The sequence below is a fragment of the Halomonas llamarensis genome, from assembly GCF_023555005.1.
Lineage (GTDB): Bacteria > Pseudomonadota > Gammaproteobacteria > Pseudomonadales > Halomonadaceae > Vreelandella > Vreelandella llamarensis.
Map to the genome: position 1 here is coordinate 124534 of NZ_JAMJPJ010000004.1, position 21485 is coordinate 146018.

20 protein-coding genes are annotated in these 21485 nt (G+C 55.4%); all 20 read right to left on the minus strand.

Annotation, left to right across the window (positions count from 1 at the left end; all coding sequences use genetic code 11):
• Positions 1–21: 21 nt before the first annotated feature.
• The 20 genes from M8006_RS04515 to flhD all read right to left on the minus strand — a co-directional run bounded on the left by M8006_RS04515 (position 22) and on the right by flhD (position 21454).
• The gene (locus M8006_RS04515; protein ID WP_250080269.1) at positions 22–693 is read right to left on the minus strand and encodes an OmpA/MotB family protein; all 672 of its coding nucleotides are present in this window, start codon (positions 691–693) and stop codon (positions 22–24) included.
• 5 nt (positions 694–698) lie between these two features.
• A complete protein-coding gene (locus tag M8006_RS04520; RefSeq protein ID WP_250080270.1) occupies positions 699–1499 on the minus strand; it encodes a motility protein A in 801 nt (266 codons plus the stop codon).
• Positions 1500–1575: 76 nt separating this feature from the next.
• The gene (locus tag M8006_RS04525; protein ID WP_250080271.1) at positions 1576–2280 is read right to left on the minus strand and encodes an RNA polymerase sigma factor FliA; all 705 of its coding nucleotides are present in this window, start codon (positions 2278–2280) and stop codon (positions 1576–1578) included.
• Between the two features lie 24 nt (positions 2281–2304).
• A complete protein-coding gene (locus M8006_RS04530; protein ID WP_250080272.1) occupies positions 2305–2721 on the minus strand; it encodes a flagellar protein FlhE in 417 nt (138 codons plus the stop codon).
• Between the two features lie 53 nt (positions 2722–2774).
• Positions 2775–3407: a hypothetical protein gene (locus tag M8006_RS04535; protein ID WP_250080273.1), complete on the minus strand. Its 633-nt coding sequence runs from the start codon at positions 3405–3407 to the stop codon at positions 2775–2777.
• Complete coding sequence (gene flhF, locus M8006_RS04540; RefSeq protein WP_250080274.1) at positions 3404–5638, minus strand: flagellar biosynthesis GTPase FlhF; 2235 nt, start codon at positions 5636–5638, stop codon at positions 3404–3406. The genes M8006_RS04535 and flhF overlap by 4 nt, the downstream gene beginning before the upstream one ends.
• 42 nt (positions 5639–5680) lie before the next feature.
• A complete protein-coding gene (gene flhA / locus M8006_RS04545) occupies positions 5681–7768 on the minus strand; it encodes a flagellar biosynthesis protein FlhA (protein ID WP_250080275.1) in 2088 nt (695 codons plus the stop codon).
• Positions 7765–8925 carry a flagellar biosynthesis protein FlhB gene (gene flhB / locus M8006_RS04550; protein WP_250080276.1) on the minus strand — a complete coding sequence of 387 codons (1161 nt, stop codon included), beginning with the start codon at positions 8923–8925 and terminating at the stop codon, positions 7765–7767. The genes flhA and flhB overlap by 4 nt, the downstream gene beginning before the upstream one ends.
• A gap of 112 nt (positions 8926–9037) precedes the next feature.
• Entirely contained in the window at positions 9038–9733 is a 696-nt protein-coding gene (gene cheZ, locus M8006_RS04555) for a protein phosphatase CheZ (protein WP_250080277.1), read from the minus strand.
• 43 nt (positions 9734–9776) lie between these two features.
• Positions 9777–10166, minus strand: a complete 390-nt coding sequence (cheY, locus tag M8006_RS04560) for a chemotaxis response regulator CheY (RefSeq protein ID WP_250080278.1) — start codon at positions 10164–10166, stop codon at positions 9777–9779.
• A 123-nt stretch (positions 10167–10289) separates the two neighbouring features.
• Positions 10290–11351, minus strand: a complete 1062-nt coding sequence (locus M8006_RS04565; protein ID WP_250080279.1) for a protein-glutamate methylesterase/protein-glutamine glutaminase — start codon at positions 11349–11351, stop codon at positions 10290–10292.
• A gap of 101 nt (positions 11352–11452) precedes the next feature.
• Positions 11453–12322, minus strand: coding sequence for a CheR family methyltransferase (locus M8006_RS04570; RefSeq protein WP_250080280.1), 870 nt, complete (start codon positions 12320–12322; stop codon positions 11453–11455).
• Positions 12319–14508 carry a methyl-accepting chemotaxis protein gene (locus M8006_RS04575; protein ID WP_250080281.1) on the minus strand — a complete coding sequence of 730 codons (2190 nt, stop codon included), beginning with the start codon at positions 14506–14508 and terminating at the stop codon, positions 12319–12321. The genes M8006_RS04570 and M8006_RS04575 overlap by 4 nt, the downstream gene beginning before the upstream one ends.
• A gap of 58 nt (positions 14509–14566) precedes the next feature.
• The gene (locus M8006_RS04580; RefSeq protein WP_250080325.1) at positions 14567–15748 is read right to left on the minus strand and encodes a methyl-accepting chemotaxis protein; all 1182 of its coding nucleotides are present in this window, start codon (positions 15746–15748) and stop codon (positions 14567–14569) included.
• Positions 15749–15883: 135 nt separating this feature from the next.
• Entirely contained in the window at positions 15884–16384 is a 501-nt protein-coding gene (gene cheW / locus M8006_RS04585) for a chemotaxis protein CheW (protein WP_250080282.1), read from the minus strand.
• On the minus strand, positions 16381–18516 hold the full coding sequence (gene cheA / locus M8006_RS04590) for a chemotaxis protein CheA (protein WP_250080283.1): 2136 nt from the start codon (positions 18514–18516) through the stop codon (positions 16381–16383). Before cheA ends, cheW begins: the two co-directional genes overlap by 4 nt.
• Positions 18517–18561: 45 nt before the next feature.
• Positions 18562–19512 (minus strand): flagellar motor protein MotB, encoded by a 951-nt coding sequence (gene motB, locus M8006_RS04595; protein ID WP_250080284.1) that lies wholly within the window; start codon positions 19510–19512, stop codon positions 18562–18564.
• Positions 19509–20378, minus strand: coding sequence for a flagellar motor stator protein MotA (gene motA, locus M8006_RS04600; protein ID WP_250080285.1), 870 nt, complete (start codon positions 20376–20378; stop codon positions 19509–19511). The genes motB and motA overlap by 4 nt, the downstream gene beginning before the upstream one ends.
• 174 nt (positions 20379–20552) lie before the next feature.
• Positions 20553–21086 carry a flagellar transcriptional regulator FlhC gene (flhC, locus tag M8006_RS04605; protein ID WP_250080286.1) on the minus strand — a complete coding sequence of 178 codons (534 nt, stop codon included), beginning with the start codon at positions 21084–21086 and terminating at the stop codon, positions 20553–20555.
• On the minus strand, positions 21083–21454 hold the full coding sequence (gene flhD / locus M8006_RS04610; RefSeq protein WP_250080287.1) for a flagellar transcriptional regulator FlhD: 372 nt from the start codon (positions 21452–21454) through the stop codon (positions 21083–21085). Before flhD ends, flhC begins: the two co-directional genes overlap by 4 nt.
• Between the last annotated feature and the right edge of the window lie 31 nt (positions 21455–21485).

Below are 21485 nucleotides of genomic sequence, written 5' to 3' on the forward strand. Positions count from 1 at the left end.
GAGCGTTGCCTCGGAAACAGGTTACCCACCCACCGGTTGGCGCAGCAGTAGCTCAACGCGCCGATTGGCCGCGCGGCCTTCTGGCATCTCGTTGCTTTCCATGGGCTGAGTATCAGCATAGCCGACAGCCCGCATACGCGAGACATCAAGTCCTTTGCTGTCTAAATGGCGCAGTACAGCAATCGCACGCGCTGCGGAAAGCTCCCAATTAGAAGGGAAACGTACGGTCGAAATGGGAATACTATCGGTGTGGCCTTCAATTGAAATTTGTCCATCAAAGGATTCTAACACGTCGACCAGGCTGTCAATTACCCCGCGCCCCTGCGCCGTCAGCTGCGCAGCACCGCTAGAAAACAGCAGGCTGTCATCAATCCGCAGGGTAATCCCTTCACGCCCCTGCTCGACGTTAACGCCCGGCACCGTCAGGCCGGAAAACTGTGGCTGTAGGCCATCGTGGCGCGGCTGAATGCCAGTAGCCATGGTGGCAAGCGACATCGAGGGCACCGCGCTTGGCGGGCGCATTTGGTCACTATCGCTCGCCTCACCACCACCGGGGGGCGTCAGCGCGAGCAGCAGTACGAACAGCGTGATCAATAGCGTTAACACATCAAGGTAGCTAGTCAGCCAGCTCTCGTCATCACCATCTCCTGATGGCGACGGCTCCAACGTGCGACGCGTATCACGGTCCAACATGGCCGCTACCCCTTATGTTTACGCGTTTTCACGTTAGGGTCGCGAATTTCATCATGATAGTTCGCGATAAACGAGTTAAGCGTCTCCTCAATAAACGAGGGCAGCCGGCGCTTGGTAATCAACGAAATCCCTTCCAGCACCATGTTCATGGTGATCAAGCGCTCTTCCGTGCGGCGTTCAAGCTTAACCGCGATGGGCTTAAAGATCAGGTTGGATAACAAAATGCCGTAAAAGGTGGTCAAAAGGGCCACGGCCATCCGCGGCCCGATAATTTCTAAGTCGCCGGCATCCATGACTTCCAGCATATTCACAAGCCCCACCAACGTGCCGATCATCCCAAACGCCGGGGCGTAGGTGGCCATGGTGCGAAAAATTTGCGCCTCAGCGTGTTCGCGTGCCTTAAGCCGCGCAATTCGCCAACGCAGCATATCGAAAATTTCGTCTTCTTTGGTATTGGCAATCACGAGTTGAATCCCCGAACGCAAAAAGGGATTGCGAGTGAACTCAAGCGCCTCTTCGACCGCGCGAACATCGCCTTTGAACCACAGCCGCGACATATCCACGAGCTCTTTAATGTCGTCGCGCACGTAGGTATTTTCACGCCGGAAAACCACCCCCACCAAACGCACCACGCGCAGTACTTCACGCAGGGGGTAACTGATAAACGTGGCGGCAAGTGTGCCGGTAATCACGATCGCCAGCCCCGGTAAATTGAGAAAGCTCCCAGGCGACTCTGCAGTAAAAAAAAGCACACTCACCAGCAGCACAATGCTGGCAAACATACCGATTAGCGTTGAAGGGTTCATCAACGGCTCCTTGCCGGTCACATAACGTCAAAAATTGTCGTGCCCTCGGCACGGCGAGAATTCTTATTGGCTCCGCTTAGGCGGAGTCGTGTAGTTTCGCCCGCAGACGGCTAACCGCCTGACTGTGCAGCTGCGATACGCGCGACTCAGTCACGCCAAGCACCGCACCGACCTCTTTCAAGTTCAGCTCTTCTTGGTAGTAGAGCGCCATTAAGAGTTTTTCGCGCTCGGGCAGCATGGCGATGGCCGCCACCAAACGTTCGCGCTGCTGACTATCCAGCAGCTGCTCAAATGGCTGGCTCTGCGCCCCTTGCCCGGCGGCGGGCTCGCCGCTTTCTTCTACCAGCGCCTCAAACGGCAGCAGTTGCCCGCTATTGGTATCGTGAAGGAGCTGCTGGTACTCGCCAAGCGGCATCGCCATCTCAGCGGCAATTTCGTGCTCGTCGGGGGCGCGTCCAAGGCATTGTTCTAGCTCGCGCACGGTTTCATCCACCGCTCTCGCCGAGCGCCGCACACTGCGCGGGAGCCAGTCACGGGTACGCAGCTCATCCACCATCGCCCCGCGGATACGTTGGCTGGCGAACGTGGCAAAAGTGGCACCTTGGCTGGCGTCAAAACGGCTTAGCGCTTCTAAAAGCCCCACCGTACCGGCCTGAATCAAGTCATCGAGCTCGATACTCGCCGGCAGCCGCACCTGCAACGATAACGCCTGGCGACGCACCAATGGCATGTATTGGGTCAATTGATCTTGCTGTTCAAATCTACCCTGTGCTGTGTACATCGTTTCGCCTCGCGGCTGGCACCTTCACTGGTAATTGACGATAACTTGCATGCCGTGCACCCGCACTGGCGGCTTCCCTGCAGGCAAGGTAAAGCGAAAATGCAGCGCCGCCGCGGCGGGCTCGCCAGCAAAAGCCTGCGTGCGCCCGCGCATTCCCGTTAACGCTGTACAACGCTCAGATTGACACAGCCAAGCGTTGACCGTCTGCCCCGGTGGATGTTGGAAACGCCACTGAATACGGTTTATTGCCCCGCTCTGAACGGGGGCATCCAGCGGGGGCACTGCCTGTTGAGAAGTGCTCTGGCGATCGCTCATCGCCACCATCATACCCGGCACCTGCGCCACCCAGCTACCTGAGGCGGCCTGAGCCGCGCCCGTTAACAGTACAGCGAGCAAAGCGAAGATACTTGCCCAACGCTGCCTATCATTGTGTCGTTGCATGGCGTTTGCCTCGCTGTGTTGCTCTCATCACTTAAGCTTACGCCAATCGGCGCCTATTGGGCCAAAATTAGCAGCTCAACGCCTAAATAAGTCTGTGCGGCCGCGTGCAAATTATCCAAAAGCCCGGCACGCGGTAAGTGGGGCTCGTGCAGCGCCAGTAAACGCCTGGGGCCACCGGCATTACGCAGCTGACGCAGCGTGCGGTAGGTTTCCGCAAACGCATCGGCGTGGCTGCTCACCCAAAGCGCCCAGCGCGAGTGCTCGCGCGCAAGGTGGTGTAGCGCAGGGTCATCGGGCATTATCACGCGTACGTCCCAGTCATCCGGATCGCCAGCCCACTGCCGCCCCAGCGCTGACCATTGCCCTAACCGCGCTTTAACGCGATTGGCCTGTAGCGTGCTGGTTGAGGGCAAACCCACGACCATCAAGACGGTTTTTGGCTTTGGGGGGGCGACCGTTTCCGGCTCTGCGGCGGCGGCCGCGGTCGGGGCTGGCTCAACCGGGGCGTTTTCCACGCGCGGCTCGGCGTCGGCAAGCATCTCGGCGCTTTCGACCGAGCCTTCAACCGCTTCCTCTTCGGGCGCCTGCGGGTCGTCTACCGCGTCACCGGTCGTATCCGGCTGCTGCTGACGTTGCAGGTTGGCCCATTTACGCAGCCCCGATGCTTGATCTTGCGAGCCTGTCACACGACACCCTCCCGATTAACGCTCCCTAGTTGGCGAATCGCATCGCGGGCCATCAACGCATACAGAAGTGCATCCAACAACGCTGTATCGCGCCGCCGACGCCGACCACCGAGCAAGCCGAGCAAATCGCTGCGTAGTGTGGCCGCTGACTCGTCGGTGGCCAGATCGAGATGGCTTGCCACCGCCGCGCAGCCGCTCGCCATCAAGAGCCGCACTTCGGCACTGACTTCGCCGCCGTCATCCTGTTTTAGCTGCTGCCAGGCGCGACGGGTCAACGGCGCCAGCCCCTCTCCTTGGAGCTGAGTGACCAACAACGAGAGTGCATCGGCGCCTAAGTGCTGCGGCGTCAGCCAGTAGCGGCGCACCACGGTTTTGGCGCTTTCGGGGTCGCGGACTTCCCCGTACCAAGCGAGCAACGCCTGACCATCATCGCTTTCTACTTCGGCGTAGACATCCCAAAGCTCCAGCGGCTGGCCACGAAAACGTACATCTACGCTGTGGGTTAACGTACTTTCAGCGAATAACGGCTTCAAGCTGGTGCGCTCACCCCGGCAGATAATCCGCTGCGAGGCGCGCACTTGGCTAACCCAGGTCAGACGCTCGGTATCGAGCCATTCGCGAGTCGCAGCATCCGGCAGCAGCGGCAGCAGATGCACCGCCACACCGCTTTGCGCCGTGACCGCCGCCAGACGCGGCTGCCAACCGGCCGGTTGACGATGTTGTAACCACGCCAGGGCCAGCCACGCACCATCCGGGTCGAGGCCAATATCAGGCATCGCCCAGTCGCAATTGCGTTCGTTGCGCCGCGGTGACCACTGCATCCCCAGCGTGGCACCGGCGGGTGGATAATCCGCGAGCAGCTGATCGAGACGCTGATCTTGCACGGTCGCCGGCAGTGCGGCTAAATCCCAGCTCGCTTCTAAATGGGCAAAGCCACCGATGCGCTGACGCAGGCGGCTTAAAAGCGATGACAGCCGCCGCCCTTGGCCCAGCACATCCCGCGACCAGCGCGGCAGCGCCAGCGTCGATTCGTTCGGCGTGTCAACGGCATGCGGTGAGCGCGGCGTACGCGTTTTCAGCGCTTGTTCAATGAGTCCGTCAGCATTGGCGACGCTCATGTCTTCCGGCACTTGCTGGCCGTGGGAGCCGAACAGCACGCGCATGCCGTGGCGCATAATAATATCCAGCACCGGCGCCAAACGGCCCGCTTCGTCCTGCTTGGTGATAATGCAATCATCAAGTTCCGCGCCGGCCGCGCGAGCGGCCTGACGATAGCGTAGCACCACTTCTTCAAGGGTCTCCGGTTGGCTCGCGGCATTAAGCAGCAGCACCAAACGTACCCGCGAGTGCCCCCCTTGCAGGTGGTCGATTTGCTCGATCACGCGCCGGTCGCGCTGGCTCATACCCACGGTGTCAATAATGACCCACTGCTTGCCTTGAAGACGCCCTAAGAGCGAATCGATAGGTTGCTCAGCGTCCAGTGCGTACATGGGAATATCCAGCAAACGGGCGTAGATACGCAGCTGCTCATGGGCGCCGATACGAAAACTATCGGTGGTGACCAGCGCAACCGGACGCGTGCCGTGGCGCATCACAAAGCGCGCGGCAAGCTTAGCTGTGGTAGTGGTTTTGCCCACGCCGGTGGGACCCACCAACGCCACGATACCGGTTTCGTCGAAAAAGGCGTTTTCCGCCTTAAGCACGGAAAGCTGTGCGATCAATTGCTCACGCAGCCACGTCAGCGGGCGCTCACTGTCTTCAGGCAATGCAGCGAAATCCGGCGGCATCCCCCCCAGCACCTCGTTAGCGATCTCAACGCTAAAACCCACTTCAAACAGCAGCTGGTGTAGACGCTGCGCCCAACCTTTGGGCGGCGTATGGGCCTCCGCTGGCTGGCCGCTACTCGCGAGCAGCGCGCGCATGTCCTGCATTTCTTTGAGCAGTCGCTCACTCATCGCCTGCAGTGGGTCGGGTGCGGCGGAAGGCGACGGCTGAGGCGCTGGCGATGTGACATCCGCCGACGACGCGGGGTTGGCGGGCGCAGGTGACGCTGCCGGTGGCTCTTCCGGCGCGGGCTCGAAGTGATCCACCGCCGAATCCGCCATGGCGAGAATTTCGACGCCACCTTCGGTGCGGCGATTAGCGACAATCAGGGCGTCGTCGCCTAGCGCCTCGCGCACTTGGCGCATTACATCGCGGCTATTGGCGCCCACGAAACGTCTTACGCTCATGCTTCACCCTCTGCCCGTGGAATAACTAAAGCGCTCGCGCCATTACTGACGCCCGCCTACCAACGTAATCACACGCAAGGTGCGATCATCGGGAATTTCTGCCTGCGACATCACCACCAAGTGGCGTAGCCGACGGCGCAAGAAACGCGCCAATACGGCGCGTAATGAGTGCTGCACGACCAACACCGGCGGCTCGCCCGCACTTTCGTGGCGTTCAAGCGCCTGCTCGGCTTGCGTCATCAGCGTATCGGCAAGGCCCGGTTCCAGCGCACCACTGCCGTTCATGGCCTGCAACAAGACTTGTTCAAGCTGAGCATCCAGCCCCATCACGTTAAGCGTCTCTTGTCCGGCGAACCATTGCTGCGTAATCGCGCGGCCGAGGGCAACGCGCACCAGCGCAGTGAGCTCGTTGGCATCCTGCTGCTGCGGCGCATACTCGGCCAGGGTATCAAGAATGGAGCGCATATCACGGATGGAGATCTCCTCGTCGAGCAGGTTCTGCAAAATACGCTGTAAAACCGTAAGTGAAATCGCTTTAGGCACCACTTCTTCAACCAACGATTTCTGTTCATCGCTGAGCTTGTCGAGGAGTTTCTGCACCTCGGCACGCCCCAGCATTTCGGGTGAATGACGGTGCAGCAGATGGTTGAGGTGCGTGGCAATCACGGTGCTGGCATCCACCACCGTATACCCGTACACCTGGGCGTGTTCGCGTTGGTTGCTGTCGATCCATACCGCAGGAAGGCCAAACGCCGGGTCTTGCGTTGGTGTGCCCTGCAGCTCGCCCGAGACTTGACCGGGGTCAATCGCCAGCCATTTGCCTGGGTGTGCCTCGGCGCGGCCAATTTCCGCGCCCTTCATGGTCAGCACATAGGCGTTAGGTGAAAGCTCCAAGTTATCGCGGATATGCACCACCGGCGGCAAAAAACCCACTTCCTGGGCAAACTTTTTGCGCACGCTTTTAATCCGCCCCAAAAGCTCGCCTTTCTGGCGCGAATCGACCAGAGGAATCAACCGATGGCCCACTTCCAAGCCCAGCGTATCGACCAACTGCACGTCTTCCCAACTGGCCTCGGGTGCCTCTTGAGAGGGCGGCGGCGCTTCCGTGGATATCTCTTCTTTGACCAACAATTGCGTCTTTTGCCGAACCAAAAACCACGCCAACCCACCGAGCAGCCCGGTAAAAATCAAGAACACCAGGTTGGGCATACCGGGAACCAGCCCCAGAAGCCCCATTACCACAGCGGCAAGAATCAACACCTGTGGGTTAACGAACAGCTGGCTCAACATCTGCTGACCCACGTCTTGGTCGGTCGTCACCCGCGAGACAGTGACACCCGCCGCAGTGGAGATGACCAGCGCCGGAATCTGCGCGACCAAGCCATCACCGATAGTCAGCAACGTGTAGGTTTCCCCCGCATCGCCAAAGCTCATGCCGTGCTGCATCATACCGATCAGTAGCCCGCCGATGATATTAACTACCATGATCACCAGACCCGCCATGGCATCGCCGCGCACGAACTTGCTCGCACCGTCCATGGAGCCGTAAAAGTCAGCTTCTTGAGACACTTCGGCACGGCGTTGCTTAGCATCCTCTTCGCCGATCAGCCCGGCGTTCAAGTCGGCATCAATTGCCATCTGTTTACCCGGCATGGCGTCAAGCATAAAGCGCGCGCCCACTTCGGCGATACGCCCAGCACCTTTGGTGATCACCATAAAGTTGATCACCACCAAAATCAGGAACACGACCAAACCCACGGCAAAATTACCGCCAACGAGGAAGGTACCAAATGCCTCGATGACTTTACCCGCCGCGTCCCCCCCTTCGTGACCATTCATCAGCACCACACGGGTGGAGGCCACGTTCAACGACAGGCGCAGCAACGTGGTAAACAGCAACACCGCAGGAAAGGCGGCAAAATCGAGCGGTTTTTGCGTAAACATGCTGACCAGCAGCACCATGACTGCCAATGCAATGTTGAAAGTAAAGAGCAAATCCAGCACAAACGGCGGCAGCGGCAGGATCATCATGCCCAGAATCATGAGGATCAAGACTGGCCCGGCGAGCATCTTCATCCGCACATCGCCCAGACGATCACGCTGACTCAGTAGTTGACTCAGCCCTTTCATGACGGCGCCTCGTTACCGCGCTCTGTGCGGCTATCCAATTCCGGCGGTACCGGAAGGTTGTCAGGGGTGGGGGGCACCTCGCCTCCTTGATCGGTTACATGCTTCAAGCGATACGCCCAAGCCATGACTTCTGCCACAGCGCTGTACAGCTGGGCGGGTATTTCTTCTTCCAAGTCAACGTGATGGTAAAGCGCTCGCGCCAGCGGCGGCGCTTCTAGGCGCGGCACGCCAGACTCTTCGCCCACTTCGCGAATTTTAGCGGCGACGACATCCGCCCCTTTTGCAACCAAGCGCGGCGCACCCATCGACCCTTCTTGGTAAACCAGCGCGACGGCGTAATGGCTCGGGTTGGTAATGATAACATCGGCGTCGGGCACTTGACTCATCATCCGGCCACGCGCCATAGCTTGCTGTTGCTGACGAATGCGCGCTTTAACCTGAGGATCACCCTCAGACTCTTTATGCTCGCGCTTGACCTCTTCTTTGGTCATGCGCAACTTTTTCGCGTGGCTGTAGAGCTGAAACGGCACATCAATCAAAATCACCACGATCAGCGTCAAGACCATCAGCCCCGCCGCCTGCGCCGCCATGCTCAAAGCATTCGCCAGCGCCTGCTGCACCGGCTGATCCATCAGCGCCAAAAATTTGCCAATATTAAAATACAAAAACGCCCCACCCACACCACCGACAAGTACCGTCTTGGCGAGCGCCTTTGCCAACTCAATCAGCGCCTGCAGGGCAAAAATTCGCTGCAATCCCTTCACCGGGTTGAGCTTGGAAATTTTGGGCTGCAGTGACTTAGCGGAGATAAGCCAGCCACCCAAAAGCGCCGGTGCGACCAGCGCGATGACCGTCAGCAGCAAAAATAACGGCAGAATCGCATACAGCGTGCGTTCGCCTAAATCCAATGCTGAGACCAGCATAGGCATGGTTTCCATTGCCTCACGGCGCTCAAACAGAAACGCTTGCTCCATGACCATGCCCAACTGGTCATACAGCGACCTCCCCATGCTCCAAAGGCCAATCACACCGCCGAGCAGCATCAAAAAGGTGGTGAGCTCGCGCGAGCGCGGTACCTGACCTTCTTCGCGTGCCTTTTCCTCGCGTCGGGGCGTGGCCTCTTCGGTCTTTTCCTCGTCGCTATCGTTATCGGCCATGGCGGGTTATCTATCATTGAGAGCAGCGCATACGGGCTCAGCCGCCCCAAAGGGCGGCTGAGCCCGTGATCACGTTGCGGGTGCGCAAAGGAAACACAAAGAATGTCCGGCGCTAGAACCCAAGTTCGTCTAGCAAATCATCCACTTGATCTTGATCTGATACGGTGTCAGGTACGTCCTCTTTGACTTGTGGGCCGTTTAGTAGTTCTTCGTTACGCCGCGCGGTGTCGTGCTTCCATTGATCTTCGGCCTTACGCTGCATGGTTTCCCGCGCTTGCGCTTCAGGCACGTTATCGATCAGCACCTGCACCAATTGATGTTCAATCTCACGGATCACGTCCATCATCTTCTTGATCACTTGACCGGTCAGGTCTTGGAAATCCTGAGCCATCATGATTTCTAGAAGCTCTTTACCGGTCGCAGCGGTCATATCCGGCACATCATTTAAATAGCCGCGCGTATCGTTGACCAACGCTTTGGCTTCATCAAGCTCTTTCGGTGCGTCGAACCACTCAGCCCAACGTTTATCCAGTGCTTCAGCACGCTCAGTTAGCTCATCTTGCATGGGCTGGGCGCGGTCAATAGCATTGAGTGCGCGCTCGGCTGCTTGCTCGGTCATCGCCGCCACGTAGTGCAAACGATCACGCGCATCGGGAATCGCCTCGGCCGCCTTTTCGATCTCTTTGTCCAAGCCCAGCTCACGCATGTTCTCACGTAACATTCGCGTCAGCTTGCCAATGCGATGAATCAGCTCTTCAGAGGCCTCCTCAGACAGCTGGTCAGAGCCGGTTTGCTCATTCTGACTCATGGTGTTGTCTCCTTGTTATTCAGACGCCGTGACGTCCTACCGCTCACTTACCCATTTTCTCGAAGATCTTATTGAGCTTTTCTTCGAGGGTCGCAGCGGTAAAGGGCTTAACCACGTAACCATTGGCACCTGCCTGGGCGGCGGCAATAATGTTTTCTTTTTTGGCCTCAGCGGTCACCATCAGCACCGGTAATTCTTTAAGCGCATCATCTTGACGCATCTCTTTGAGCATTTCGAGCCCGTCAAGGTTCGGCATGTTCCAATCGGAAACCACAAACTCAAAGCTGCCTGCACGCAGTTTGTTGAGCGCGTCTTGTCCGTCTTCTGCCTCTTCCACGTTGGTAAAGCCAAGCTCTTTGAGTAGGCTACGCACAATGCGGCGCATGGTAGGAAAGTCATCTACTACCAAAAAGCTCATGTTCTTATCTGCCATGGGTCATCCTCTATCAATATCAGCTTTTAAAATTCTTACCCATCATCATGCTCATGCGATGACGATGGTGTGAGTATTATAATATCAGTTACACGACGTACTGACTCATGGCGCACGGCCTCATTAAACACGTTGGGCGCGGCCGGATGAGGCCACTAGCGACATCAAACGACCGGGAATATCGTCCAAGGATGCCACTTCGGTTGCCCCACCAAGTGCAATCGCTTCGCGCGGCATACCAAAGACAACACAGGTTTCTTCGTTTTGCGCAATTGTCTCGGCACCCGCTTGGCGCATTTCCAAAAGCCCCGCAGCGCCGTCTTTCCCCATGCCAGTCAAAATAACGCCGATAGCATTTTTCCCAGCTTGTTTGGACGCCGAGTGGAACAGCACGTCAACCGAGGGACGGTGCCGGTTGACCGGCGGGCCGTCGTTGAGGCGCGCCACATAATTAGCCCCGCTGCGCGCGAGCTCCATGTGCTGATCCCCCGGCGCAATGTAGGCATGGCCCGGCAGGACGCGCTCGCCATCACTGACCTCTTTCACGGTCATACGGCATAAGCGGTCAAGGCGTTCAGCAAACGAGCGGGTAAAACCGCCCGGCATGTGCTGGGTAATCAAAATTGCCGGGGCATTGGCTGGTAACGGCTCTAATACCGAACGAATAGCTTCGGTGCCGCCGGTGGAGGCGCCAATGATAATCAGCTTCTCGCTCGAGACCAGCGGGGCCTTCAACTCTTGCTTCGGGGGCGCGTTTTTATGGCGTGCTTGACGAGGACGCGAACGGGCAGCGGCACGCAGTTTTTCCGCAATCTCGTTGGCGTACTCCATCATGCCCGTACGAATACCCAAGCTCGGCTTGGCGACAAAATCCAATGCGCCTAATTCCAGTGCGCGCAGCGTAATCTCGGAGCCTGCCTGGGTCAGCGAGGAGACCATCAGCACCGGCATCGGCCGCAAACGCATCAAGCGCTCAAGAAAATCCAGGCCATCCATACGCGGCATTTCCACATCAAGTGTGAGCACATCCGGATTATGCTGCTTAATCAGATCCCGCGCTACGATAGGGTCGGGTGCCACCGCCACCACTTCCATATCCGGCTGAGTGTTGATGATTTCAGTCAGTAAGTCGCGAATGAGTGCTGAATCGTCGACGCACAAGACTTTAATTTTAGATGCGCTCAATGCACGCCTCCTTTCGTGTTAATACGAGAGTTAAGCTGGCCACCACCATCGGTTGACACGCCCCTACACTATTAGCGGAATATAAACCATCTAGACGCCCGCTATTTGGGCGCCAATGTATACACCGTTTGCCCACGTAGCTTGAATTCGCTGCTGATGTAGGAAAAGTTCTCCGAATGCCCGGCAAACAAGATACCGTCGGGTTTTAGCATCGGCGCAAAACGCTTAAGAATTTTTGCCTGTGTGTCTTTATCGAAATAAATCATGATATTGCGACAAAATATGACATCAAATGGGCCTTTAATCGGCCACTGTGGTGCTAACAGATTCAACGGCAAAAACTCAACGATCTCCGAGACCTCCGGGCGTATGCGCGCCATTCCCACGCGGCGTCCAGTGCCTTTTTGGAAAAAGCGTTTAACACGCACTTCATCGAGCTTGTTGACCTGCTCAAGTGGGTAGACGCCCGCACGCGCTTTTTTCAGCGCTTCGGTATCGATATCGGTCGCCACCACTTTAGACTGGCTAGCTTTGGGGCCTAGCGTTTCCAAGAGCGTCATAGCGAGTGAGTAGGGTTCTTCACCGGTTGACGCTGCCGCGCACCAAACATTCACCGAGCCGGTTTTATGCTTAATATGCTCCGCGAGTAGCGGGAAGTGATGCGCCTCACGGAAAAACGCCGTCAGATTGGTCGTCAACGCGTTGGTGAACGCCTCCCACTCTTTCGCATCCGGCTGGCGCTCAAGACGCGAAAGATAGTCGCTAAAACGCGTAAGGTCATGATGACGCAGCCGCTTGGCTAAGCGGCTGTAAACCATTTCGCGCTTGTGCTCCGCCAATACGATACCCGCGCGCAGGTAAATTTGCTCGCGAATACGTGTAAAGTCAGCATCTGTCAGCACCAGATCGCGTTCGATTTGGCTACCCGACGCCCACTGGCCGGCGCCCGTTCCTTCACGTTGTTGTGTCAAAACTCCTCCCACTCATCCACAGCGGCCGGTTGTCGATTATTCGACAACATGGGCCGAGTTTCGCGGCGCTCATCGCTATCGCGTTGACGACTTGGCAAATTGCCAGACGGACTTGCACTCGTATTAACTGAACGCTGTAGCACAGCTGAACGCGACGACCCGCTTGATTTCAAACGGAAGGCTTCTACCGATAGCGCCAACAGTGATGCTTGCTGTTCTAGCGCCGCCGCCGCCCGCGCCGTTTCCTGAACGCGCACCGCATTTTGCTGCGTGCTCTGGTCCATCTCGACCACAGCTTGGTTAACCTCCGCAATACCACTGCTTTGCTCTTCAGACGCGGAGGAAATTTCGTGCATAATTTGCGTTACACTTTGGGTTGCTTGGATCACCTCGGCAATCGACCCTTCCGCTTTTTTCACCAACCCGGCGCCAACGTTGATATCGCGGTTAGAACCATCAATAAGCTGGCGAATTTCACCCGAGGCATCCGCACTGCGTCCGGCGAGCTTGCGTACTTCGTCGGCAACAACAGCAAAGCCACGTCCATGCTCCCCCGCCCGCGCCGCTTCTACCGATGCATTAAGCGCTAAAATATTGGTCTGAAAGGCAATGGAATCGATGACGTCGATGATCTCAGTCATTTTCTTGGCACTATTGGTGATGCGTTCCATGTTCGCTACAAGCTCACCCATCAGGTCATTCGTTTGGGTCACTTGAGCGTTGTTATTTTCGGCTAAACGTCGCGCTTCCTGTGCGTTATCACTATTTTGGCGCACCGTCGTCGTCATCTCTTCCATGCTCGATGCCGTTTGCTGCAACGCTGCCGCCTGCTGTTCGGTGCGGGCTGACAACGCTTCATTGCCGCTGGCAATATCTCGTGCCGAGGGTGTAACAACATCAATACCGCTTTTCACATCGCCAATAATGCTACTGAGGCTTTTGCGCATAGTATTCAGCGCATCCATCAAGTATCCCACTTCATCACGACGATGAGCCGGCACCTTCGCTGCCAAGTTGCCGCTCGCAATCTGCAGGGTAAAGCGTGCGGCGCTATTCAATGGCCGTGTAATCGCGAGCAGTGTCAGCACGCCAATCAACCCTAATAACAGAAGCCCCACTACCAGCACCACCGCCTGCGCGGAAAGCATCAAGGTTTGCCCTTCTTTCGCGTCTACCACCATGGCTTCTGCGGCGCGCTGTTTTTGCTCAACTAGCTGATTTACCTGCGCCGAAATCTTTTGGCCATCACGATTCATCACGCTAATCACGTCATCAAGCCCAACAAAAGCGTCATAAGTATCTTCTGACTGGAGCACGCTAGCCGCGCGGTTCATTCCTTGCGCTAAAAACGTTTGCAGTTGCTGATCAAATTCACGTGAGAGCTTGCCACTATTTACCTCACGGGTGTAATACGCCTCCCATGCAGACGCCACTTCAGCCGCTTGTGCTTCTATTGCCTCGCCTATATCAAAGCGCTGGTCGATAAGCGACATCCGTTCCGGTTCAATCATTGCTTGTCGTGCCCGTGCAATGGTTTGATCAATCTGCTGTAAGCGAATGACATCAAGTAGGCCATCGTGGTTAACCCGCTCTAAACGCTCTCCGGCCACCTGTAATCCGTATAGCCCCAGCCCGCTGCTAACAAGCAATAGAAGACCCGCTAAGACGATCATGGCGGTTAGCTTGGCGCGAATCGTATCAAGGCGCACTCGCGATAAACGCGCGATGATACCGCGCTTTCGAATACGTCCTTTATCCAAATACACACGTGATTTTCGGTCTTCGCGCATTTCAGCGTAAATACGCTCAGCGTGATTAATGGCGTCGCGGCTCGCCTTAACCCGGGCCGAGGCATAACCAACGACGTCATCGCCTTCGGTGATAGGTGACACACTGGCTTCTACCCAGTAATGATCGCCATTTTTGCAGCGATTTTTTACCAAGCCACGCCAGGTATCCCCCGCTTTAATGGTGCGCCAAATGTCTTCAAACGCTGCCGACGGCATATCGGGGTGGCGAATAATGTTATGCGGCGAGCCGATCAATTCATCTTGTGTAAAACCGCTGATCTCAATAAATGCCGGATTGGCGTATGTAAGGCAGCCTTTTAAATCCGTTCTGGAGACTAGAAAATCTTCATCGTTGAGCTCGATTTCTCGTTGAGTCACCGGTTGGTTGTTTCGCATTGTGATGCCTTACATTTCGTTTTTTCGTCAGGGTATTTTCGTTAGGTATCGGCACGCTTCACGTTAGCTTAAGGGGACGCTCTGTTTGAACCGTAAAGCGTTCAACAGCATCGCGTAGGCGCGCGGCATCATTTTCTAGCTCATTGGCGCTGCGGGAAGCTTGCTGCACCAGTTCAGCATTTTGTTGTACCACCTGATCCATCTGCGTTACCGCTTGGTTGACCTGAATAATACCGTTACTTTGCTCTTCAGACGCAGCGGCAATTTCATCCATGATATCGCTAACACGTTGAACCGCCGCCACTAACGTATGCATGGTCTCCCCCGCCTGATTAACCCGCTCAGTGCCAGCATCCACTTTACTTAGCGATTGATCGATCAGGTGACGAATCTCTTTAGCCGCATCAGCGCTACGTCCGGCTAGGCTTCGTACTTCTTGGGCCACAACGGCAAAGCCCTTGCCATGCTCGCCAGCCCTCGCCGCCTCTACCGATGCGTTAAGCGCTAATATATTCGTTTGAAATGCGATATTGTCGATCACGGTAATAATATCGCCGACCTGATGGGAGCTTTGGCTAATCTCTTCCATCGTCGTAACGATCTCACCGACGTCTTCACCGCTGCGTCTTGCCGTGAAGGTGGCATCCCCAGCGAGCTGGCTGGCTTGGCGTGCATTATCAGCATTGTGAGAGACGGTGGAGGAAAGTTGTTCCATGCTTGATGCTGTTTCTTCTAACGACGAGGCTTGCTGCTCGGTACGCGCCGACAAATCGTTATTGCCGCTCGCAATATGCTGGGAGCGGTCGTAAATAGAGGTACCACTTTCACGCACCTCGCCCACCGTGTGAGAGAGAGACGCTTGCATCTCAGCCATCGCGCGATAAAGACGGCCAATCTCGTTATTACCCGGCACATGTATCGACTGGCTTAAATCTCCCTGCGCCATTCGCTCGAAATGACCCACCAGGTTATCCAGCGGTCGTAGCACGTTAACCGCCACACCCCATATGACGACAATTACCGTCACTGCAGTGATCAACACAAGGGCAAGCAACGCCCAGCGCAACCACTGAGCGATCTCAACAAATGCCGCCTGTTGCGCCGCCGCCGCCCCCCCGTTGGCTACAATCTGTTCTCCTTGCTGCAGAGCGTAAAAGCCCACTCCGCAAGCCAGCAGCACCAGCACGGAAAACGTCAATAAGATGAGGATCCAGCTGAGCCGAACCGTCAAGTTTTGCATTAGTTGTCGTATTAGCTGTGTCACGCACAACGCTCCCTGCGCGTTAAATACTTACCGTTAGTTTTTTATCCCAAGCGCGACGGTGCAGACGTAGCTTGCTTAGTCGCTTAACGCTTCCCTGCATAACCCATCCTATTAGCGGTTGCTGGTGCTATCTACTAGCGCCATCTCTTCACTCGTCAATAGCTTGTCGATATCCACCAACACCAGCATGCGATCCTCTAAACTGCCAAGACCACTGAGGAAGTCTGAAGAGAGCGTTACGCCAAACTCAGGCGCGGGCTTGATTTGGTCTGGCGTGAGTGTCATCACATCAGAGACGCCATCAACCACGATGCCGACAATACGATCCGCCACATTGACCACGATCACGACTGTTTGACCACCGTACTCAACGCTATCCAAATGGAACTTAATGCGCAGATCCACGATCGGCACGATCACACCGCGAAGATTGGTGACCCCTTTGATAAAATCGGGAGCATTGGCAATACGCGTTACGTTTTCGTAACCACGAATCTCCTGCACTTTGAGAATATCAATCGCGTACTCTTCATCCCCTAGTGAGAAGACCAAAAATTCACAGTTGTCTTCTTCTGCAGCGGCCAGCACCGCATCGTTGTTAGCCTGGCTCATGACGGCTCTGCCTCCTTAAAATACGTCGGGTTTTGCTGACTTACCGGTTTACCAGACGCTTTTTTCGCCCGGCTTAAGCGGTGAAGCCCTGTAATATCCAGAATCAGCGACACACTACCATCACCAAGGATGGTCGCCGCTGAGATGCCTGGCACTTTGCGATAATTATCTTCTAGATTTTTCACGACGACTTGCTGCTGGCCGATTAACTCATCCACAAGCATGGCGTAGCGTCGCCCTTCGCCTTGCACAATCACCGCGATACTTTTGGTCGGATCAGTAATGGCATTTTCGACGTCGAGCACTTCATGAATGGCAATGACGGGCAAATACTCATCGCGCACCTTGAGCACCACATCGTCACCGGCCATGGCATACATGTCTTCTTTGGCCGGCTGTAGTGACTCAAGCACGGCAGAAAGTGGCAGGATAAACGTTTCTGCGCCAACTTTGATCGACATGCCATCCAAGATGGCCAGCGTCAACGGCAGAACAATACGCGTATTGGTACCTTCCCCTTTTTTCGATTGGATCTCGACCCGGCCTCCCATTCCTTGGATGTTTCGTTTCACCACATCCATGCCGACACCACGCCCAGACACATCGGTGACTTCTTTGGCGAGAGAAAAGCCGGGGGCAAAAATCAACTGCCAAACGTCTTCGTCGCTCATCGTGTCGGATACGTTCAGGCCATTTTCTCGTGCTTTGGCTAACAAACGTTCGCGATCCATACCCGCGCCGTCGTCTTTCACCTCAATAAGAATATTGCCACCTTGGTGACGGGCTGAAAGTATCAACTTACCGGTTCTCGGCTTACCCAAGGCCTCACGTTTATCGGGCATTTCAACGCCGTGGTCCAGGCTATTGCGTACTAAGTGCGTTAAGGGGTCAGTGATGCGCTCCACGAGACTCTTATCGAGTTCGGTAGACTTACCTTCGGTGACAAGCTCAATCTCTTTACCCAGCTTGCCCGCCGTATCACGTACCACGCGAGGAAAGCGGCTGAAGACGAATTCCATCGGTATCATGCGGATTGACATCACCGACTCTTGCAGATCCCGTGCGTTACGCTGCAAAAGGCTCATGCCGTTTTGCAATGAGCTATTGGCGTCTTCAAGGTCGCTCACTGTCTGATCGAGCATAGACTGTGTGATGATCAGCTCGCCTACCAGATTGATAATCTGATCCACCTTGTCGACAGAAACACGAATCGATGAGGACTCGGCGGCGGCTTTTTTGGTTTTCGGCTTTTCAGCTTTTTTCTCGGGCTTTTTCTCGGGCTTTTTCTCGGCTTTGGGTGCCGGCTCTGCCGCTTTTGCAGGTGTTTCCTCTTGCGCCGTTGCTTGTTCTGGCGCTTGCGGCGGTTCTTGCGCAGGCGTCGGTGCTTCGCCTTCGATAGCGGTAATTTCCACTTGCTCCGGCTCAATAATAAAGCACATGACCGCTTCGATATCGTCCGCGCTGGTATTACCTTGCAGAATGACTTCGTAGCGAGACTCGTCCCCTGAGTGGGACTTAACATCGCCTAGCTGCTCAAGTTCTTCTACCAATAAAATGCGGTCTTTTTCATCTACGTTGATCAGTGTGACGTTAAGCATGTCACCAGACGCCGCCGACGAATCATCTGCGCCGCTAGCTTCTTCCACCGGTGCTTCTTTGGCAGGTGCCGCTTTGGTGTCGCTTGATGAAGACGATGAAGTGGCATTAGCAATCGGCGCACCCTCTGCCGCTTCCAAACCTTCACCGATTTCTTCTAACGCAATTTGTTGAAGTGTTTGGCAAATACGCTCAAAAACTTCTTGATCGGGTTCTTCCTCGCTACGGTAGGCATTAAGTTGGTCGTGCATGATATCTTTTGCCTCTAAAAACGTATCAACGAGGTCAGCCCGCAGCGCAAGCTCGCCTTTGCGCGCGTGATCGAGCAAATTCTCAAAAATATGCGTTGTTTTTTGCAACGCCGTGAAGCCGAACGTGCCCGCCCCCCCTTTAATAGAGTGGGCGGCGCGGAAAATGGCGTTTAACTGCTCGCTGTCCGGATCCTCGACATCCAGCTCCAGCAAGTGCTGCTCCATATCCGCAAGCAACTCTTCGGCTTCTTCAAAAAAGGTGTCAAAAAAATCCGTGATATCCATGCACCATCCCACCTTGTACGTCGTATTTTTTATGTCAACTACCAGCTACTCAGCGGTCTCTGGCGGCTGTGAAAAATTGTCATTCAGAGCGTCCACTTCTGTGCCTACTTCGGCATCTAAGCCGGGAACCGGCAGGGGAATCGGCGACGGCATATCCAACATCACGCTAGGATTGCGGATAGCGTCGGCGATCCCCGGCAGCAGTACCACAAGTTCAATGCGGCGGTTGACCGGATCATCCGATTCAGTGTCTGGTAGAGTAACCCGGTCGGCAAAGCCTGAAACCCGTAGCAATTGATCCGGATCAAGTCCGCCGACAATAAGTTCACGCCGCGAGGCGTTTGCCCGGTCATTTGACAGCTCCCAGTTGCTGTAACCGCGAAATCCGCCGCCATATGGCACACTATCCGTATGACCACTAATACTTAAATCATTGGGTAACTCATTTAGCAGTGGCGCAATCGTGCGCAAAAGATCACGCATATAGGGCGCAACCTGATCGCTGCCCAGCTCAAACATGGGGCGCTGTTCGGTATCGAGTAGCTGGATACGCAACCCTTCGCGGGTGAGATCAAAGCGCATCTGGTTGCGCAACTGATTGAGCTCAGGGTCTAAGGCAATGGCTTGCTCAATACGCTCCTGTACGTCGCGAAAAAAGCGCCGCTCCTGCATACTGGGGCGGGTTTGCTGAAAGGTATCGATACGGGCGCGCTCACCATCCGCATGGGTAGGATCGGGGCCACCACCGGGGATCGCACTGGTACTGCCAGAGCGATCCCCTCCCGTGATAACCGTGGTTAGCGGCGTACTGAAGTAATCAGAAACACCCTGGCGCTGTTCTTCGCTGGCAGTAGATAAGATCCACATGACCAAAAAAAGCGCCATGAGCGCGGTCATGAAGTCCGCTAGCGCAATTTTCCACGATCCGCCGTGGTGAGCGTGCACCACTTTTTTACGCCGAATAACAATCGGGCGCCGATCACCACCTTGACTCATGCGCCGCCTGCTTTTTTGGCGTCGCGCACGTAGTCTTCAAGCTCGGTGAAACTTGGTCGTTCAGCGGTAAATAAGGCTTTACGACCAAACTCTACGGCAATTTGGGGGGCGTAGCCGTGCAGGCTGGCTAGCAGCGTCACGCGGATACACTGCAGCATTTTTTCTGCTTCTTTGGCTTGGCGATCCAAGTAGCTCGCGACGGGGTTCACAAAGCCATACCCGAGCAGAATTCCGAGAAAAGTCCCCACTAACGCGTGGGCAATCATTACGCCCATCTGCTCGGGGCTGGCATTGGCATATGTCAGTGCTTTCACCACCCCCATTACCGCCGCCACAATGCCAAACGCGGGCATGGCATCGCCCACTTTGGTGATCGCATCAATGGGAATGTGCGACTCCTGCTCAAATGCCTCAATCTCATGCAGCATCAGCTCATCAATCTCCATGGGCTCCATGCCGCCACTCACCATCAAGCGCAGGTAATCAGTGAGGAAATTCATGATATGTGGGTCAGCGAGCAACGCCGGATGTTCTTGGAACAGCGGGCTCTCTTGCGGGTCATCAATATCGCGCTCAATCCCGAGCATCCCTTCGCGCCGAATTTTAGACAACAACTTAAATTGCAGCGCCATCAATTCCATGTACATGGCTTTGTTGTATTTTTTCGTGCGCTTTAGCTTGGAGAAAATTTTAAAGGTGGCCTTTAACGCCTTGCCGTTGTTGGCCGCAATGAACGCACCGACGCCCGCGCCGCCGATCATCAAAAGCTCGGTTGGCTGGAACAACGGCCCGAGGCTCCCGCCCGCCAAAACGTAGCCGCCAAATACGGAGAATAGAACGACTAAATATCCTAGAGAAATAAGCACAAGTAATTTCCTTTCTATTCTTTTGTCGCCAGAAGAGTCTTTCGGCAGCGCATAAGTACACAACACGTTAATATCGGCGCTAATCAAAAAGTACCATTACCATTGAGCTGCATCTATACAATCGGCACTTTTTTATCGAACTTGAACAGCAACGCAGATGTTAGACTGCTAGCTTTATGTCTTTTTCGGGCACGCTTTGCGGGTTTTTCCCGCTCTTGAAGGTGGCTGACAAATACCGCACACATAATCCTGGGCGGGGCTATGCGCATGCGTCACAAAACGCCCCCCACAACGAGTGCAGGTATTCAACTGCAAAAGGTCACTTTCAAAAAAACGCACAAGCGTCCAGGCACGAGTCAATCCTAAGACGGGCTCAACACCCTCTAACGTGATTTGCTCGTTATATAGACGATAGGCTTTTACAAACGCATCAATACGCTCGCAATTCTCCCTTTGCATCAAGCTGATATAGACATTATAAAAAAGCGACGAGTGGATATTCGGAAGCCAGGTAATAAACCAGTCGGCCGAGAAGGGCAGCATACCTTTTGGCGGCGACATACCACGCACTTCTTTATAGAGCTTAATTAAGCGCGTACGGCTCAACTCCGTTTCCGTCTCCAGCACCTGTAGCCGCGCACCTAGCTCAATCAGCTCGATGGCCAGCTGCACTTGGTGCATTTCATCCACCAAGCTTTTTTGGCTCACTGAGGCTCCTCATCTGATTTGGGTGTTTTTGAGGAAGACGCCTTCGGACACTTAGGCAGTAACTCGGGTGCCTTACCGGCTAGCAACAGCGAGGTATGCAACCCGGCTAACCCTTGATCGCGCGGGTTATGTGTCACTTGGCGAAGCTGTTCGGCACTAACGGACGTTAGGCGACACAGAAGCTGGTTGGTGCGTGCCAACTGAGTGAGCTGCCGTGCATTGAGCGCCATGAGAAGATCCGCCATCTCGGCGTCAATTTTGAGACGAAACATCCCTGCCTCGCGATCTTCTCCCAGCAAGCGCTGAGCAAGAAGCAAGTAGGTCAAGTTAATTTCTTGGATTTCGTCGAGAAAACTGGTTTGGCTCATGTTGCCCTATTAAAATAACATGGTAAATCCA

Bases quoted from the DNA above. Each gene is read 5' to 3' on its own strand.
- flhD (WP_250080287.1), bottom strand. From the start codon at position 21,454: ATGAGCCAAACCAGTTTTCTCGACGAAATCCAAGAAATTAACTTGACC.
- M8006_RS04575 (WP_250080281.1), bottom strand. From the start codon at position 14,508: ATGCGAAACAACCAACCGGTGACTCAACGAGAAATCGAGCTCAACGAT.
- flhF (WP_250080274.1), bottom strand. From the start codon at position 5,638: ATGAGCGTAAGACGTTTCGTGGGCGCCAATAGCCGCGATGTAATGCGC.
- cheZ (WP_250080277.1), bottom strand. From the start codon at position 9,733: ATGAGTCAGAATGAGCAAACCGGCTCTGACCAGCTGTCTGAGGAGGCC.
- motB (WP_250080284.1), bottom strand. From the start codon at position 19,512: ATGAGTCAAGGTGGTGATCGGCGCCCGATTGTTATTCGGCGTAAAAAA.
- flhA (WP_250080275.1), bottom strand. From the start codon at position 7,768: ATGAAAGGGCTGAGTCAACTACTGAGTCAGCGTGATCGTCTGGGCGAT.
- M8006_RS04530 (WP_250080272.1), bottom strand. From the start codon at position 2,721: ATGCAACGACACAATGATAGGCAGCGTTGGGCAAGTATCTTCGCTTTG.
- cheY (WP_250080278.1), bottom strand. From the start codon at position 10,166: ATGGCAGATAAGAACATGAGCTTTTTGGTAGTAGATGACTTTCCTACC.
- cheW (WP_250080282.1), bottom strand. From the start codon at position 16,384: ATGAGCCAGGCTAACAACGATGCGGTGCTGGCCGCTGCAGAAGAAGAC.
- M8006_RS04520 (WP_250080270.1), bottom strand. From the start codon at position 1,499: ATGAACCCTTCAACGCTAATCGGTATGTTTGCCAGCATTGTGCTGCTG.
- cheA (WP_250080283.1), bottom strand. From the start codon at position 18,516: ATGGATATCACGGATTTTTTTGACACCTTTTTTGAAGAAGCCGAAGAG.
- M8006_RS04580 (WP_250080325.1), bottom strand. From the start codon at position 15,748: ATGCAAAACTTGACGGTTCGGCTCAGCTGGATCCTCATCTTATTGACG.
- M8006_RS04515 (WP_250080269.1), bottom strand. From the start codon at position 693: ATGTTGGACCGTGATACGCGTCGCACGTTGGAGCCGTCGCCATCAGGA.
- M8006_RS04525 (WP_250080271.1), bottom strand. From the start codon at position 2,280: ATGTACACAGCACAGGGTAGATTTGAACAGCAAGATCAATTGACCCAA.
- flhB (WP_250080276.1), bottom strand. From the start codon at position 8,925: ATGGCCGATAACGATAGCGACGAGGAAAAGACCGAAGAGGCCACGCCC.